Below are 15,807 nucleotides of genomic sequence, written 5' to 3'. Positions count from 1 at the left end.
GGGGATCAATGCCCGAGGCCACGCGGGCGCCGGACAGGCACGAAGCGCAGCTCGACGAGCTGCTCCGCGCGCTCTACAGCATGCGAGACGGCGATTTCAGTGTACGGCTGGACTCGCGCGGCGAGGGCCGCTCCGGTGAGATCGCCTCCGTATTCAACCAGGTCCTGGACCACTGCGAACAGCTCAGCAGCGAACTGCAGCGGGTGGGCGGAGTCGTCAGCACCGAAGGGCGGCTGAACGAGCGTATCGCGGTCAGCCCCGCACGCGGCGCCTGGGGCAAGAGCGTCCGGGCGCTGAACCAGCTGCTCGACGAGGTCAGCGAGCCGGTGACATCCGTCGCCCAGATCCTGGACGCGGTCGCCGGGGGCGACCTGTCCCAGCGGGTCGACCTCACCAGCCGGCACGGTTCGCTGCACGGCGACCTGCTGCGCCTGGCCACCTCGGTCAACCGGATGGCCGACCAGATGAACGGGTTCACCAACGAGGTCACGCGGGTGGCGCGCGAGGTGGGCACCGAGGGCAAGCTCGGCGGCAGCGCCAAGGTCGACGGGGTCTCGGGCGCCTGGCGCGACGTCACCGAATCGGTCAACCAGATGGCGTCGCGGCTGACCGCGCAGGTGCGCAACATCTCCGAGGTCACCACCGCGGTCGCCGAAGGCGATCTGAGCCGCAAGGTGACCGTGGACGTCCAGGGCGAGATGCTGCAGCTCAAGGACACCGTGAACGGCATGGTGGACCAGCTGTCGACCTTCGCCGACGAGGTGACCCGCGTGGCGCGAGAGGTGGGCACCGAGGGCAAGCTGGGCGGCCGCGCCAACGTCAAGGGCGTGTCGGGCATCTGGAAGAACCTGACCGACAACGTCAACTCCATGGCCGACAACCTGACCAACCAGGTGCGCGACATCTCGCAGGTGACCACGGCCGTGGCGCGCGGTGACCTCAGCCGCAAGGTGACCGTGGACGTCCAGGGCGAGATGCTGCAGCTCAAGGACACGGTCAACACCATGGTCGACCAGCTCGACTCCTTCGCCGACGAGGTCACGCGGGTGGCGCGCGAGGTGGGCACCGAGGGCAAGCTGGGCGGCCGCGCCAACGTCAAGGGCGTGTCGGGCATCTGGAAGGACCTGACCGACAACGTCAACTCCATGGCCAACAGCCTCACCTACCAGGTGCGCAACATCTCCCAGGTCACCACCGCGGTGGCCAAGGGCGACCTGTCCAAGAAGATCACGGTCGACGCGCAGGGCGAGATGCTCGACCTCAAGGACACGGTCAACACCATGGTCGACCAGCTGGAGTCCTTCGCCAACGAGGTCACCCGCATGGCCCGCGAGGTGGGCACCGAGGGGACGCTGGGCGGCCAGGCGCACGTGCGCGGGGTCTCGGGGGTCTGGAAGGACCTGACCGACAACGTCAACTCCATGGCCAACAACCTGACCCACCAGGTGCGCCAGATCTCCATCGTCACCCAGGCGGTCGCCCGCGGCGATCTCACCAAGAAGGTCACCGTCAACGCCAAGGGCGAGATCCTGGAGCTGAAGGACACCATCAACGTCATGGTCGACCAGCTCTCGGCATTCGCCGACGAGGTGACCCGGATGGCCCGCGAGGTGGGCACCGAGGGCCAGTTGGGCGGGCGCGCCGACGTCAAGGGCGTCTCGGGGATCTGGAAGGACCTGACCGAGAACGTCAACTCGATGTCGCAGAACCTCACCACCCAGGTGCGCAACATCTCCCAGGTCACCTCGGCGGTGGCCAACGGCGACCTGAGCAAGAAGATCACGGTCGACGCCCAGGGGGAGATCCTGGAGCTGAAGGACACCGTGAACATCATGGTCGACCAGCTCTCGGCGTTCGCCACCGAGGTCACCCGCGTGGCCCACGAGGTCGGCAGTGAGGGCCAGCTGGGCGGCCAGGCCAAGGTCGACGGCGTCTCGGGCACCTGGAAGCAGCTCACCGACAGCGTCAACGAGCTGGCCGGCAACCTGACCACCCAGGTGCGCGCGATCGGCGAGGTCGCCAGCGCGGTCACCCGCGGCGACCTCACCCAGAACATCCAGGTCGACGCCCGCGGCGAGATGCAGAAGCTCAAGGACAACATCAACCTGATGGTGAGCAACCTGCGCGAGACCACCGCCGCCCAGCGCGACGAGGACTGGCTGAAGAGCAACCTGGCGCGCATCTCCGGCCGCATCCAGGGCCACCGCGACCTCAACGAGCTCGCGCGCCTGATCATGACCGAGGTGACGCCGCTGGTCGAGGCCCAGCACGGCGCCTGCTACCTGCCCGAGGAGAAGGACGACGAGGAGGTCTTCCTGCTCTTCGGCAGCTTCGGCTACCAGCCCGACGAGTCGCGCCGGCGCGTGCGCTCGGGCACCGGCCTGGTCGGCGAGGTGATCGCGCAGAAGCGCGAGATGATCATCCACGACGTCCCGCCGGGCTACGTGAGCATCGGCTCCGGGCTGGGCGAGGCCGCGCCGCTGACCATCGCGATCTTCCCGATCATCTCCGAGGACCGGGTCCTGGGCGTGGTGGAGCTGGGCTCCTACGGGCGCTTCCGCGAGGTGCACCTGGACTTCCTGCGCCAGCTCATGGCGCAGTTGGGCACCACGGTCAACACGATCCTGGCCAACTCCAAGACCGAGTACCTGCTGCTGCAGTCCCGCCAGCTGACCAACGCGCTGCAGGAGCGCTCCAACGAGCTGCAGCGCCAGCAGGAGGAGCTGCGCCGCAAGAACGCCGAGCTGCACAGCAAGGCCGGGCAGCTGGCCAGCCAGAACCGGGCCATCGAACTGCAGAACCGGCAGATCGAGCGGGCTCGGCGCTCGCTGGAGGACCGCGCCCACCAGCTCCAGGTCTCCTCCAAGTACAAGTCGGAGTTCCTGGCGAACATGTCGCACGAGCTGCGGACGCCGCTGAACAGCCTGCTCATCCTGGCGCGGCTGCTGGCCGACAACAGCGAGCAGAACCTCACCTCCAAGCAGGTGGAGTTCGCCCAGACCATCCACAAGGCGGGCAACGACCTGCTGCAGCTCATCGACGAGATCCTGGACCTGGCCAAGGTCGAGGCCGGCCGGGCCGAGGTGCAGGCCGCCGACGTGTCGATCAGCCAGCTGGTCGACTACGTCGAGGCGTCGTTCCGGCCGATGACCGCCGAGCGCGGCCTGGCCTTCGGCGTGGAGGTCTCGCCGGACATCCCGAGCTACCTGTGGACCGACGAGCAGCGCCTGCAGCAGATCCTGCGCAACCTGCTGTCCAACGCGGTCAAGTTCACCAGCACCGGCGAGGTCCGGCTGCTCATCGAGCCCGCGTGGGCCCTGGAGGACGCCGATCTGGACATGTTCGGCGAGAACGACGAGATCATCGCCTTCTCGGTGGCCGACACCGGTATCGGCATCCCCGACGACAAGCTGCAGGTCATCTTCGAGGCGTTCCACCAGGGCGACGGCGGCACCAGCCGCCGGTTCGGGGGCACCGGGCTGGGCCTGTCGATCAGCCAGAACTTCGCCCGGCTGCTCGGCGGCGAGATCCGGGTGCAGAGCGTCCACGGCGAAGGCAGCACGTTCACCCTGCTGCTGCCGGTGCGCGTGCCCGAGGGCACGGCCGAGCGGCTGGAGGCGTCGCTGGACTCCCCGCCCGAGCCGGTCACCGGGGCCCGCGCCGACATCGAGCCGCTGACCGAGGTCGACCTGCGGGTGCCCGACAGTCCCGCCGACCTGGGCCCGGTCGAGCCTGTCGAGCCCACCGAGGTGGAGGAGGAGGCCGACCCCGGTACCGGCGTCGAGCCGGTGCAGGTGCCCGCCCTGGCCGAGCCCGCCGAGGGCGCGCCCGAAAGCGAGGCCGGGGGCTCCTCCGAGACCGGGGCCTCGCCCGACCCCGACCGCGACGCGGTGCTGGCCGGGCGCGAGGTACTCATCGTCGACGACGACATCCGCAACGTGTTCGCGCTGACCAGCGCGCTGGAGGCGCACGGGCTGCGGGTGCACTACGCCGACAACGGCCACTCGGGCATCGAGAAACTGGAGGCCAACGAGAACGTCGAGCTGGTGCTGATGGACATCATGATGCCCGAGCTCGACGGGAACGCCACCACCCGCGCGATCCGGGAGATGCCGCAGTTCGCGGATCTGCCGATCATCTCGCTGACCGCCAAGGCGATGCAGGGCGACCGCGAGCGCAGCCTGGAGGCGGGCGCGTCCGACTACGTGACCAAGCCGGTCAACCTCGACCACCTGCTGGACGTGATCCGCAAGTGGTTGGACGGCGACGGCGAGTCGGACGGGGCGGACAGCCCGGACAGCACGGATTGAGAGCAGGAGCAGAAGACGTGCCGCAGAAGGCCAACATCCTCCTCGTGGACGACCGCGACGAGAACCTCACGGCCCTGGAGGCCATCCTCACGTCCCTGGACCAGAACCTGGTCCGGGCGAACTCGGGAGAGGCGGCCTTGAAGGCGCTCCTCGAGGACGAGTTCGCGGTCATCCTGCTCGACGTTGTGATGCCGGGCATGGACGGGTTCGAGACCGCCTCCCACATCAAGCAGCGGGAGAAGACCAAGGACGTCCCGATCATCTTCCTCACCGGTGCCGGCATCGACCGGCACCGGGTCTTCCGCGGGTACGCCTCGCGGGCGATCGACTACCTGACCAAGCCCTTCGATCCGTGGGTGCTGCGCTCCAAGGTCGAGGTGTTCGTGGAGCTGCACCAGATCAAGCAGCGCCTGCGCACGCAGTCGCAGATGCTGCAGCGCGACCTGGCCGCCGAGACCGGCGAGGCGGCGGCGCCGGTGGCCGAGCAGCTCTCCCGCCGGGTCGCCGACATCACCGCCAACCTGGAGTCGCTGCGGGAGCGGATCGTCACCGAGGAGCACGACTCCGACCCGAGCACGATCGAGGCGGTCCGCGACCTCGACCGGTCGGTGGCGCGGCTGACCACCCTGGTCGACGCGATCCGCGGGCCGCAGTAGCGGGGGCGCGGGTGGCGGCCGGGCCCCGGGGCGGCCGGGGCCGCCTCCGGCCGTCTCGCGCCGCCGGGCCGGGTGTCCCGCGAACGGGGGGAACCGGTCCGTGCGCGGCGGCGTCTGAGTCGGTGAAGAACGGACAAGCCGCCGGGCGGCTGCCCGGGAAGCCCTGGGACCTGCGGTCTCGTGTGTGTAACGAAGGGCGAATCATCCCTTTTCGGGACAACCGATTCGCTTAGCATTGCACTTCGTGACAGCGCCGGGCCGCGAGGGCCCGCTGCGCAGCCCGTGGTAGCTTGACCCGGTCTTCCTGCCACATACCGCATACTTCGCCGCCACTGTCAGGACCGCTCGGTTCCCCGCCTTGGTTGAGTCGCTACACGTGGTGCGGCGCGGATTCCAGTTGCCACTTCCCTCAGACTCATTGGAGCGACAACCGTGTCCCGTACGATGTCCCGCACAGCCCTCGGGCTCGCCGCCGTCTGCCTGGGCCTGGGATACTCACTGAGCGCGACGGCCGCCGCGGCCGACAGCTTGGAGGGCTCGTCGGCCACCTACAGCTACACCTGCGACGACCAGGCCGGCGACCTCGCGGAGACGATGGACATCGAGATCTACGTCGCCGCTCCCGCAGAGGCCGAGGTCGGCCAGGAGATCGAGTTCCAGGTCGAGCCGAGCGACTACAACTACTACTCCTACACCGACGGCGGCGAGATCACCTCGGGCACGCTGACCGCCGACGTCACGCTGAGCGGCGACGCGGCCCCGTCGCTGACCGCCTCCGCCACCACCGAGGCCCAGGGCGGATTCGGGACCAACAACGAGGAGACCTTCGACGAGACGGCGCTGCGGGGCACCTTCACGCCCACCGCGCCGGGCGAGGTGACGCTGGCGCCGGGCGACATCACCATCGACGTCGAGCAGAGCGCCGGACCCTCGACCACCATCTGCTCGCCCGACAGCACCACCGACTCGCTGGCCACGGTCACCGTCACCGGCGAGGCGGTGCCCACCGAGACCCCGGCCGAGGAGACCCCCGACAACGGCGTCACCACCGACGAGCCCGCCGCGGGTGCCTCCGACGGCGGCATGGCGCAGCCGCTGCTGATCGGCGGCGCCGTCGCCGGCGGCCTGCTGGTCATCGTCGGCATCGTGATGCTGGGCCTGATGTTCTACTTCATGCGGCGCACGTAGCGCTCGGCCGCGGCCCGCCGGGCGGGCGCGCGGGCGGGGGCGCCGGCACGGCCGGCGCCCCCGTTTTCGCGTCGGGTCCCGCCGCCCGCTCAGGCGGTGGGCACCGTCAGCGTGGACGGGGCGGACTCGGGGGAGCCGAAGACCACCCGCTCGCCCAGGTCGGATTCGTCGGTGTAGCGGGCGTCGCGGGTGTCGACGACCAGCGCCAGGCGGTGCCCGGCCGGGACGTCCCACACGACCGGCTCCAGCTCCACCCGCACCCGCTGCGGCTCGCCGGGCTCGGCACCGCGCAGGGTGACGGGCTTGTGGGTGACCAGCGCCCCGGTGCCGTGCCTGTCGACGGCATAAAGGTAGGCGTAGAGCGACTGCTCGGTGTCCGTGGGCGTCACCGTCAGTCGGGCGCGCGGCGTGCCGCTGACGCGCACTCCCTCGGAGTAGGGCTCGCTCGTCCACACGCCCGCGCGGCGGCGGTCCACCAGCGGCAGCGCGACCCCGGTGGGGATGTCGGCGAACTGCTGCAGTGCGCCGCTGAGCATCAGCGTGCCGCTCTCGGCGGTGGTGCCGATGCCGCTGCGCACGCCGTAGTCCCAGCCGGTGCGCGGCTCGGCCTCCAGCCCGCCGGTGGCCTGCCAGTTGCTCCAGGAGCGCTCGGGTTCGCCCAGGTGCAGCGTGGTCTCCTGCTCGGTCACCGCCTGCCAGTCGGGGTAGGCCCTCCAGTCGCCGCCGCTGTTGGGCTTGACCCGCACCGGGTCCTCGGCGGCGATGCCGTTGTCAGCGCCGCGCAGGTGGTGGTCGAACCAGCGGGTCAGCGACTCCCAGGTCTCGTTGGGCAGCCCGAACGCGCCGAAGGCCTCGGGGGTGGCGTGGTCGCCCGGCGAGAGCATCAGCCGCTTGGGGCCGGTGTAGGCGGAGTAGAAGTCGGTGAGCTGGCTGGGCGGGAAGATGCCGTCGTTCCAGGCGTGGCCGATCATGATGGCGGGTCCGCTGGCGTTGAGGGCGGCGAGCTTGGTGGCCGCGGAGCGCTCGGGGGCCAGTTCCAGCGCGGGCCGGACGTCGCCCCGGCGGTAGGCCGACTCCATCTCCAGCAGGTCGTCGCCGGGCCGCCCGGTGAGGTGGGCGGAGGTGAGCAGCAGCTCCACGGCCTGGAAGTTGATGGTCTCGCCCGGGTAGAGGGAGGCGGCCAGGTCGCTCCAGCCGCTCATGGCGCCCACGGCGCGCACGCGCTCGTCCGCGGCGGCGGTGAGCAGGCTGATCCCGGCGCCGTAGGAGATGCCGGCCATGCCGATGCGCTCGGGGTCGGCGTCGGTCTCGCGCAGCGCCCAGTCGATGACCGCGCGGGCGTCGGCGACGTCCTGGGGCCCGGCGACCTCGATCTCGCCGCCGGAGTCCCAGAATCCGCGGGAGGTGTAGCTGACGACCTGGTATCCCGATTCGTAGGCCAGCCGCTTGGCGGCGCCGACGTAGAGCAGGTTGTTGGTGGACCAGGCCGCAGGCATCACCAGCAGCGGCCGGGGGCCGTCGTAGCCGGTCGGGGTGATGACCATGGCCCGCAGGTCGATGCCGCCGTGGCCGGGGATGGTGCGGTAGGCGATCCGGGCGCCGGTCGCGGTGTCGGCAAGGGCGGTCGATGCGGGCAGTGACAGGGAGAGCACGAGGAGTATCGAGGCGAGCGCGGTCGCCAACAGGGTGCGGGATGCGTGCATGCTGACCTCGGACGCGGTATCCGGCCCGCGGGCCGGCGGGGGCGGGGAGTCGTAGGGACGGGGGACTGCTGCGCGGCGGCGGACGCGCCTTCCGCTCGGCCGCGCTCTCTACTCGGGGGTAAGTTACTAGAGAGTTAAATTAAACCGTCGGCTCGGCTGTGTAAAGGGCCACCCGGAAGGCGAGGAATGGGCCCCGCAACGACGCCGCGGCCGGCCGGCGGCCCACGCCTCGGGGGCGCCGCCGCCGACCGGCCGCGGGAAAAAGGAGCAGTGGCCGGGTGGGACCGGGCTCAGGCCAGCGCGGTGAGCCGGTCGACCTCCTCACCGCTCAGGCCGATCTCGGCCGCACCGAGGTTCTCCTCCAGGTGCGCGGTCGAGGACGTGCCCGGGATCGGCAGCACCACCGGCGAGCGGTGCAGCAGCCACGCGAGTGCCAGCTGGGCCGCGGACGCGCCGTGGTCGGCCGCCGCCGAGGCGAGCACGCTGCCGGGGCGCGCCAGCTCGCCCGTCGCCAGCGGGAACCACGGGATGAACCCGATGCCGTTGCCCTCGCAGTACTCCAGCACCTCCTGCGAGCCGCGCTCGGTCAGGTTGTACAGGTTCTGCACCGTGGCGATCGGCGCGATCACCCGTGCCGCCTCGATCTGGGCCACGCTCACCTCCGACAGCCCGATGTGGGCGATCTTGCCCTCGGCCTGCATCTCGGCGAGCACGCCCACCTGGTCCTCCAGCGGCACCTGCGGGTCGATGCGGTGCAGCTGGTAGAGGCCGATGCGCTCCAGCCCCAGCCGGCGCAGGCTCATCTCCACGCACTGGCGCAGGTACTCCGGTCGGCCCACGGGCAGCCAGATGTCGGGGCCGTGCCGGGTGAGCCCGCCCTTGGTCGCGATCAGCAGGTCGTCGGGGTAGGGCGCCAGCGCCTTGGCGATCAGGTCCTCGCTGACGAAGGGTCCGTAGGAGTCGGCGGTGTCGATCAGCGTCACCCCCAGCTCCACGGCGCGGCGCAGCACGCGCACCGCCTCGTCGGGATCGGAGGGCACCCCCCAGATCCCGGGACCGGTGAGCTGCATGGCCCCGTATCCCAGGCGGTTGACGGTCAGGTCGCCGCCGATGTCGAACGTCCCCGCGGCCGCGGCGGGCCGCGCGGTGGACTGCGTCATGTCGTGCTCCTCGTGGTGTAGGCGTGCGGGTCAGCGGCGGCGGGCGGCCGGCTGCAGCTCCGGCGGCGTCCAGCCCGCGTCGGCCGGGTTCAGGTTGGTGCCCGGCGGAACGATCTCGTCGATGCGGTCCAAGACGTCGGTGGACAGGCGCACATCCGCCGCGCTGAGCTGCGACTCAAGCTGCTCCATGGTCCGCGGGCCGATGATCGCCGAGCTGACGGCCGGGTGCTCCAGCACGAAGGCCAGCGCCAGCTCGATCAGCGTCAGGCCGCTGTCCTCGGCCAGGCCCACCAGCTGCTCGACGGCCTCCAGCTTGGCGGCGTTCTGCGGCTTGGCGGGGTCGTAGCGGTCGGGCAGCCGCTGCATCCGCGGGCTGTCGACCTCGGCGCCCTTGCGGTACTTGCCGGAGAGCCACCCCCCGGCCAGCGGGCTCCACGGCAGCACGCCCATCCCGTACCGGCGCGCGACCGGCAGGACGTCGGCCTCGATGCCGCGCGCGAGGATCGAGTAGGGCGGCTGCTCGGTGACGAACCGCTCGCGCCCGCGCCGCTCGGCGACCCAGTGCGACTCCACGATCTGGTGCGCCGGGAACGTCGAGCATCCGGCGTAGCGGATCTTGCCCGCCCGGACCAGGTCGGTCAGCGCGCCCAGCGTCTCGTCGAGATCGCAGTCGGGGTCGGGCCGGTGGATCTGGTAGAGGTCGATGTGGTCGGTGTTCAGCCGGCGCAGGCTGTTTTCCACCTCGCGGACCAGCCAGCGGCGGGAGTTGCCCCGCATGTTGGGGTCCTCGCCCATGGGGGCGTGGGCCTTGGTGGCCAGCACCACGTCGTCGCGGCGCCCGGCGAGGGCCTTGCCCACGATCTCCTCGGACTCCCCGGCCGAGTAGACGTCGGCGGTGTCGATGACGTTGATGCCCGCGTCCAGGGCCCGATGGATGATGCGTACCCCGTCGTCGTGGTCGGCGTTCCCCCAGGAGCCGAAGTTCATGGCGCCCAGCGTGAGCGGGCTGACCTTGACGCCGGTGCGGCCCAACGGTGCGTATTCCATGGCCGGCGGCCTTTCGTGACGTCCGTTCAGCAATCGGCGGGCACACGGTCCGCCTCCAGCCAACGTATGCGACCGTCCCGAAGGTCTCCGCTCCCATGCCGGGGCCGACGATTGCCGACCGTCAACTATCGACTCGAAGTCGAGGGTTCGGACGACGTCCTGTTTAAGAAGCCGGGCACCACAGACGACCTCTTGGCCCAGTGCGGTGTAGTTGAGCGTGCCCCTCGTGTGTCACATCGCCGGCAAATCGGACGGAGCTCCTGCGCCGCCCCGCCGCAGGCACCGTTCCTCCTGAGGAGTGGAACGGGCCTGTCACCCCTCCGTACGGGGCGGCAGGGCCAGGCCGATGTGTTCGCCGATCTCCTCGATCAGGCCCAGGTCGGCCAGGCGGAAGCCGCCGCGGTTGCTGCGGCGGATCAGTGTCAGGGCGCCGCGCACGCCGCGGCTGCCCTTGAGGGGGACGCACATCAGCGAGCCCGCTCCCAGGGCGCTGAGCAGCGGTGCGCCGCCGGCGGCCGCGCCCAGCACCGTCTCGTCCTCGATGAGCTGGTTGAGCACCGACTTGCCGTTCTTGAGCACGTCGCTGGGGATCTCCGACCGCAGCGGGTCCAGCGACTCCACCAGCGCCTTCTGCCCGTCCTCGCCGGAGGGCCCGGCCACCACCGCGCGGCGGGCCTGCTCGGCGCTGTCGGGAAGGTCGCACACGTCGATGACCACCCAGTCCGCGTAGGAGTCGGCGAGCAGCGCCGCGGCGTCGTCCAGGGCCAGGGGCCGCCCCGCGCCGCCCGGCCCCGCGCTGGCCAGCAGCAGCCGCGTCATCCGCGTCAGCACGTCCAGCCGCCGCGCCGCCAAGACGACGACCTGGTCCTCCACCTCGGGTTCCAGCGGCGCCGGCCCCTCGTCCTCGCCGCTGGACAGCGGCGGCGACATCACCACCAGCACCAGCGGCGCGGCCTCGGTGGGCACGTCCAGCCGGGTCAGCGTCAGGTGCACGTCCTCGGCCCATCCGCGCTGCGCCAGCCGGGAGTCGAACGAGGCCGACTCCCCGTTGCGCAGGACCGCCGCCAGCCGCGAGCGCATCGCGGCCCGGCGGCGCAGGTCCACGAAGTTGGCGAACGGCTTGCCCGAGAGATAGCCGCTGGAGCTGCCCAGCCGGTCGGCGCCGATCGCGTTGATGCGCCGGATGTAGCCGTCGTGGTCGAGCAGCACCACCGGCACGCTCAGCTGCGTGAACACCGCGCGCAGCACCGCGCGCTCGTCGTCGCCGTTGGACCGGCGCGGCGCGGCGGACTCGGCCGCGGCCAGGCGCCGACCGCAGTCCTGGAGCAGCTCCTGGGCGAAGCCCAGCTCGGCCAGGGCCGCCTCCGCGGTCTCGGCGGAGTCGTCGGGGTAGGCGGTGTGCGTGCTGCGCAGCGCCGCGACGCGGTCGCTCAGCTCGGCGATCTCGCGCTGCAGGTCGGCGAGGTTGTCCGGCACGCTTGGACTCCTGACGTGGACGGGCGCGGGCCGCCGGGAGAGCCCGACCCCCGCCATGACGCTAGCGCATGGAACAGGCGCGGTGAGATCACGGTTACCGTTGAGTCACACGGTCCGCCCGCCAGGCCATTCCCGGCCGCCGCGGCGGCGCTGGGACCGGGAAGGGGGACGTGCCCATGTGGGTCGACCGCCTCGCGCGCGAGATCGGCGCGCTGGGCCAGGCGGAGACCGCCACGCCGGAGCGCGCTTTGGACCGGATGAGCGCGGCCGCGGCCCGCGAGGTGCCCGGATGCTCCGCGGCGCTCGTCGTCATCTGGCACGACGTCGCGCCCGGCGACGACCGCTCCGAGGAGTCGGAGCAGGTGGCGGGCCGGCACGTGGTGGTCGACTACGGCGCCTCCCACCCCGACCTGGCCACGGCCTTCGAGCACCAGTACACGATCGACGAGGGGCCCGCGGTCGAGGCCGTGCGCGAGATGCGCCCGGTTGCTGTGGGCGACGTGCTGCGCGAGGAGCGCTGGCCCTCCTATACCAGCATGGCCGTCCAGTGCGGGGACCGCTCCTCGGTGACCTTCCCCTGCGAGCTGGAGGGAGAGGTGGTCACCTTCGGGGTGCACGCGGGCCGGGCGGACGCCTTCGACGAGGCGGCGGTGACTCCGCTGATGGCGCTGCTGGCCGAGCACGCCGCCGTCGCGCTGCACAGCGTCGGCCGCTACACCGACGTCGCGCGCGAAGCCGCCCACATGCGCCGCGCCATGTCGGTGCGGGCGGTGATCGATCAGGCGAAGGGCATCATCATGCACGCCCGGGGGTGCGACGCCGACGAGGCCTTCGCGGAGCTGCGCCGGGTGGCCCAGCGCAACCGGCTGAAAGTGGCCGACGTGGCGCGCAGCCTGGTGGCCGAGCACGGCGAGGCCGGCGGCCGGTAGCGGCGGCCGCCCCGGCGCCGGCGCGCGGCCGGGTCCGACTACGATGAGGCGGCCCGTCCTCCCGCCGCTCGGCAGCCTGGGGACAGCCCGGGACACGGTGCGGCCACGGACGGGCCAAGAGGCGGGTACCGCGCCGTATCAGTGCGGTGACGCTGCGCTGCCGGCTCTGTATCGCCCGCTGTCACCGGGCTAATGTTGGCGGTACCGCACCCCCGCGGGCGCGTTCGCGCCGACCGGGGAACCGCGGCCCGCCCGCCTTCGTTGCGAGGGCGACCCGTCGGCCGCGGCGCGCAGCGTCTGCCGTCGAGGGCGGTGAGTGAGGATGGATCAGTCCGCGGCGCGAAGCGCCTCCAGCGGGAATCGAGGAACTACTGTGGCGACGGATATCCCGGTCCGGTCGGAGGGCGACGTCGTGGTGGTCTCCCCCGAGGGCGAACTGGACGCCGTGACCTCGCCCGGCCTCGCCGAGGTGCTGGACCGGATCCTGGCGGCCGAGCCCCTGTGCCGGGGGATCGTCATCGATCTGTCCGGTGTGGGCTTCTGCGACTCGCGCTGCATCGGCGTGCTGGTATCGGCCTACCGCCAGGCGCGCGACCTCGGTGTGGGCCTGGCGGTCGCGGCGCCGCAGCGCAGCGTGCTGCGGCTGCTGGTGATCGCCGGAATCGACCAGGTGCTGCGGATCGAGGAGGACACCGGCCACGCCGTGGAGACGGTGCTGGCCTGAGGCGGCCCGGCCGCGGGTGTTCCGCGCCTCACACGCGGAAATGCGCCCGGACCAGCGTCCCGTTCGCCCCGCCGCTGATCTCCATGAAGTCGCACACCTGCCGGGTGATCCACAGGCCGTAGCCGCGCGGGCTGACCGGCTCGGTCGGCCGGTAGCCGCAGAGCGGGTCGAGCAGTCCGCCGCCGCGGTCGGCGACGTCGCACACCACCCACCCGGGGCTGCGCCACAGCGTGAGCGTGCCGGTGCCGCCGCCGTGCTCCACGACGTTGGCGGCCAGCTCGTTGGCGGCCAGCACCAGATCGCCCAGCCGCTCCCGGGGGACCTCGGCCTTCTCCGCCAGTTCGCCGACCGCCGTGCGCAGGGAGGCCAGGTCAGGGCCGATCCGCAGGCTGCGCTGCTCGCCGGCGGGCGCCGGCAGTGGGCGCGCGGCGTCGGGCGCGCTGAAGGCCGCAGGGTCGACGTAGTCGGGGCTGCCGTACTCGTCGCCGCGAGCGAGCAGTACCGGGTGGGTGCGCCGCACGTCGCTGCGTACGCGTTCGGGCAGTACGCGCTCGTCGTGCAGGCACAGCAGCCGCATCCGGGTACCGGCCAGCGCGTGCGTCAGCACCGAGTCCAGCCGGTGCCACTCGCGCAGCCGCATCGGGTCCTCGACGGGCATCGGGGGCTCGCCGACCACGAGCACCGGGCGGGGGTGCTCGGCGCGGGCGCGGCGGTGCAGGGCGGCCAGCGTGCGCCCGGGAGCGTCGTAGAGGTCGCGGCGATCCACCCGCTCCACCGCGGCCGCGTCGGCGGCGGGCAGGCCCGCCAGCAGCGCGGCCCGCGTACGCGGCGCGACCGCCAGGATCGCGCGGTCGCCGCTGTCCAAGGCCGCGCGCAGCCTCGGCAGGACTCGGCCGCGCAGCTCCTCCGCGGAGGAGAAGAAGGCACCGCGGTGCTGGAAGTCCCCGGTGCGGCCCGCGTCGGTTCCGGCCGACTCCGCGCGCGACGTCATGGCGTCATCCCGCAAGCCCTCCAGCCGGAGCACCTGCCCCGTCCGTTCGGCGGTGTGCGCCGGCGCACCCGCGTGCGCCCGATCGGCGACTAGTGTGCACCATCGCCCGCGGCGTAGGGCAACGCGCCCTCCCGGTCCGGGAGTGCCTGCTGGTAGACGCGCTCGGTCTCGGCCGCGACGCGCTCCCAGGTGTAGCGGGAGGCCGCCCGGTCGGCACCGGCGATCCCGTAGGCGGTGGCCATGGTCGGCTCGGCGGTCAGCGCGTGCACCGCGCGGGCGAGCGCATCGGGGCGGGCGGTGCGCAGCAGCGTCCCGGTGGTGCCGTTGAGCACGGCCTCGTTGACGATCCCGGCGCCGCGGGCCACCACCGGAAGCGCGCAGGCCATGGCCTCCAGGACGGCGCCGCCGCAGGGCTCGTAGGCGGAACCGGAGACGTAGACGTCGGCGGAGCGCAGCAGCCGCGGCAGCTCCTTGCGGTCGACGGGGCCGGTGAGGCTGATGCGGTCGTCGACGCCGGCCTCCTTGGCGAGCAGCTCCAGCCGCTGCGCGTCGGCGCTGAGGGGCAGCTCCACCTGGGCCGGACCGGCGACGACGGTCAGCTCGGCGCCGGCCAGCCGGCGCAGCGTCCCGATCAGCGTCTCCGCGCCGCCGCCTGCCAGGTCGGTCACCGAGATGATCCGCGTGCGGCCGTTGCGGCGCGGACTCCAGGTCTCGGCTGTGGTTGCGCCCTCGGGCGTGAAGTGGTCGGTGTCGACGCCGAAGGGGACCACGCTGACGCGGTCGCGGGGCAGGCCCATCCGCGCCAACTCGAAGCGCTGGTCGGCGGAGCTGACCGCGACATGGTCGGCGCGGCCGGCGATCGCGGCCTCGATGCGGGAGCGGTCGCGCTGCTGGGGCAGGCCGGCGCGGCGCTCGGCGGCGTTGAGCGAGTGGAACGTCTGCACGATGGGCGGCGCGCCGCCGTCCTCGGCGGCCGAGACGGCGGCGAGGCCGCTGGTCCAGCCGAAGGCGTGCAGCACGTCGGGGCGGTCCTCGGCGAGCCGGCCGCCCAGCGCCGCGGCGAAGGCGCCGGTGTGCTCGGTCGCGGCGCTGTCCTCAAGGCGGCGCTCGGGTCCCGCTGACAGGTACTCGACGGTGACGCCGCGCCCCATGCGCGATCGTTCGGGCAGGTCGGGGGCGTTGCGGCGGGCGTAGACGGTCACACGGTGGCCCGCCTTGGCCAGCTGGCGGGAGAGGGTGGCGATGTGGACGCTGTCGCCGCAGGCGGGCTCCCCCTTGTGGGCGGGAAGCGGGTTGGCGTGCTCGGCGACCATGGCGATCTTCACGTGTGACTCCTCACGACGAGACGGCGACCCGATGCGTAGGCAGGAGCCGGGCCGCAGGGGTGCGGTACCGCGCGAGCCGCGGCGCCGGACGGGGCGGCGGGACGCGCGGCGTCGCGAAGCCCTCCGTCGGCGGCGGCGGTGAGGGATGAACGGTGGCCGGGTGGCGCGTGGGGCCCCGTCTCCTGGAAGGAGGAGGACCCCTCCGCCGAACCGCACGGGACCGGGACCACCGGGGTTGCGGGATCGGGGCCGCGTGGCGCGCGCAGCGCCGCGGAGCGGCGGCGCGCGCCGCCTCCGT

Annotated in this window: 11 protein-coding genes; 5 read left to right on the top strand and 6 right to left on the bottom strand. The window is 72.4% G+C overall.

Annotated elements, in window-relative coordinates; translation table 11 throughout:
• The first annotated feature begins 8 nt into the window (after positions 1-8).
• The 3 genes from FZ103_RS22890 to FZ103_RS22880 all read left to right on the top strand — a co-directional run bounded on the left by FZ103_RS22890 (position 9) and on the right by FZ103_RS22880 (position 6,154).
• Positions 9-4,310, top strand: coding sequence for a HAMP domain-containing protein (locus FZ103_RS22890; protein WP_156004064.1), 4,302 nt, complete (start codon positions 9-11; stop codon positions 4,308-4,310).
• A 17-nt stretch (positions 4,311-4,327) separates the two neighbouring features.
• The gene (locus tag FZ103_RS22885; protein WP_186356731.1) at positions 4,328-4,966 is read left to right on the top strand and encodes a response regulator; all 639 of its coding nucleotides are present in this window, start codon (positions 4,328-4,330) and stop codon (positions 4,964-4,966) included.
• A gap of 444 nt (positions 4,967-5,410) precedes the next feature.
• A complete protein-coding gene (locus FZ103_RS22880) occupies positions 5,411-6,154 on the top strand; it encodes a hypothetical protein (protein ID WP_156004060.1) in 744 nt (247 codons plus the stop codon).
• A gap of 89 nt (positions 6,155-6,243) precedes the next feature.
• On the opposite strand, the gene FZ103_RS22875 is transcribed toward FZ103_RS22880, so the two are convergent.
• The 4 genes from FZ103_RS22875 to FZ103_RS22860 all read right to left on the bottom strand — a co-directional run bounded on the left by FZ103_RS22875 (position 6,244) and on the right by FZ103_RS22860 (position 11,540).
• Positions 6,244-7,857: a CocE/NonD family hydrolase gene (locus FZ103_RS22875; RefSeq protein ID WP_156004058.1), complete on the bottom strand. Its 1,614-nt coding sequence runs from the start codon at positions 7,855-7,857 to the stop codon at positions 6,244-6,246.
• A gap of 290 nt (positions 7,858-8,147) precedes the next feature.
• Positions 8,148-9,017: an aldo/keto reductase gene (locus FZ103_RS22870; RefSeq protein WP_156004056.1), complete on the bottom strand. Its 870-nt coding sequence runs from the start codon at positions 9,015-9,017 to the stop codon at positions 8,148-8,150.
• Positions 9,018-9,047: 30 nt separating this feature from the next.
• Positions 9,048-10,064: an aldo/keto reductase gene (locus tag FZ103_RS22865; protein WP_156004054.1), complete on the bottom strand. Its 1,017-nt coding sequence runs from the start codon at positions 10,062-10,064 to the stop codon at positions 9,048-9,050.
• A gap of 312 nt (positions 10,065-10,376) precedes the next feature.
• A complete protein-coding gene (locus FZ103_RS22860) occupies positions 10,377-11,540 on the bottom strand; it encodes a GAF domain-containing protein (protein WP_186356730.1) in 1,164 nt (387 codons plus the stop codon).
• A gap of 176 nt (positions 11,541-11,716) precedes the next feature.
• On the opposite strand from FZ103_RS22860, the gene FZ103_RS22855 reads away from it, so the two are divergent.
• Together FZ103_RS22855 and FZ103_RS22850 are read left to right on the top strand one after the other, a co-directional pair.
• The gene (locus tag FZ103_RS22855) at positions 11,717-12,469 is read left to right on the top strand and encodes a GAF and ANTAR domain-containing protein (RefSeq protein WP_156004050.1); all 753 of its coding nucleotides are present in this window, start codon (positions 11,717-11,719) and stop codon (positions 12,467-12,469) included.
• A 373-nt stretch (positions 12,470-12,842) separates the two neighbouring features.
• Complete coding sequence (locus tag FZ103_RS22850) at positions 12,843-13,193, top strand: STAS domain-containing protein (RefSeq protein ID WP_186356729.1); 351 nt, start codon at positions 12,843-12,845, stop codon at positions 13,191-13,193.
• Positions 13,194-13,221: 28 nt separating this feature from the next.
• Here FZ103_RS22850 and FZ103_RS22845 read toward each other — a convergent pair whose 3' ends face one another.
• Positions 13,222-14,184 (bottom strand): sensor histidine kinase, encoded by a 963-nt coding sequence (locus FZ103_RS22845; protein WP_156004046.1) that lies wholly within the window; start codon positions 14,182-14,184, stop codon positions 13,222-13,224.
• 89 nt (positions 14,185-14,273) lie between these two features.
• Entirely contained in the window at positions 14,274-15,509 is a 1,236-nt protein-coding gene (locus FZ103_RS22840) for a glycosyltransferase (RefSeq protein WP_186356728.1), read from the bottom strand.
• Positions 15,510-15,807: the final 298 nt, after the last annotated feature.

It is taken from the genome of Streptomonospora sp. PA3, assembly GCF_009728995.1.
Taxonomy (GTDB): domain Bacteria; phylum Actinomycetota; class Actinomycetes; order Streptosporangiales; family Streptosporangiaceae; genus Streptomonospora.
Note: the sequence above shows the minus strand (reverse complement) of the source record. Positions and strands in the feature narration are given on the sequence as shown.

Excerpts from the sequence above, each read along its gene's own strand:
- FZ103_RS22875 (WP_156004058.1), bottom strand. The coding sequence starts at position 7,857 with ATGCACGCATCCCGCACCCTGTTGGCGACCGCGCTCGCCTCGATACTC.
- FZ103_RS22845 (WP_156004046.1), bottom strand. The coding sequence starts at position 14,184 with ATGACGTCGCGCGCGGAGTCGGCCGGAACCGACGCGGGCCGCACCGGG.
- FZ103_RS22855 (WP_156004050.1), top strand. The coding sequence starts at position 11,717 with ATGTGGGTCGACCGCCTCGCGCGCGAGATCGGCGCGCTGGGCCAGGCG.
- FZ103_RS22890 (WP_156004064.1), top strand. The coding sequence starts at position 9 with ATGCCCGAGGCCACGCGGGCGCCGGACAGGCACGAAGCGCAGCTCGAC.
- FZ103_RS22865 (WP_156004054.1), bottom strand. The coding sequence starts at position 10,064 with ATGGAATACGCACCGTTGGGCCGCACCGGCGTCAAGGTCAGCCCGCTC.
- FZ103_RS22870 (WP_156004056.1), bottom strand. The coding sequence starts at position 9,017 with ATGACGCAGTCCACCGCGCGGCCCGCCGCGGCCGCGGGGACGTTCGAC.
- FZ103_RS22880 (WP_156004060.1), top strand. The coding sequence starts at position 5,411 with ATGTCCCGCACAGCCCTCGGGCTCGCCGCCGTCTGCCTGGGCCTGGGA.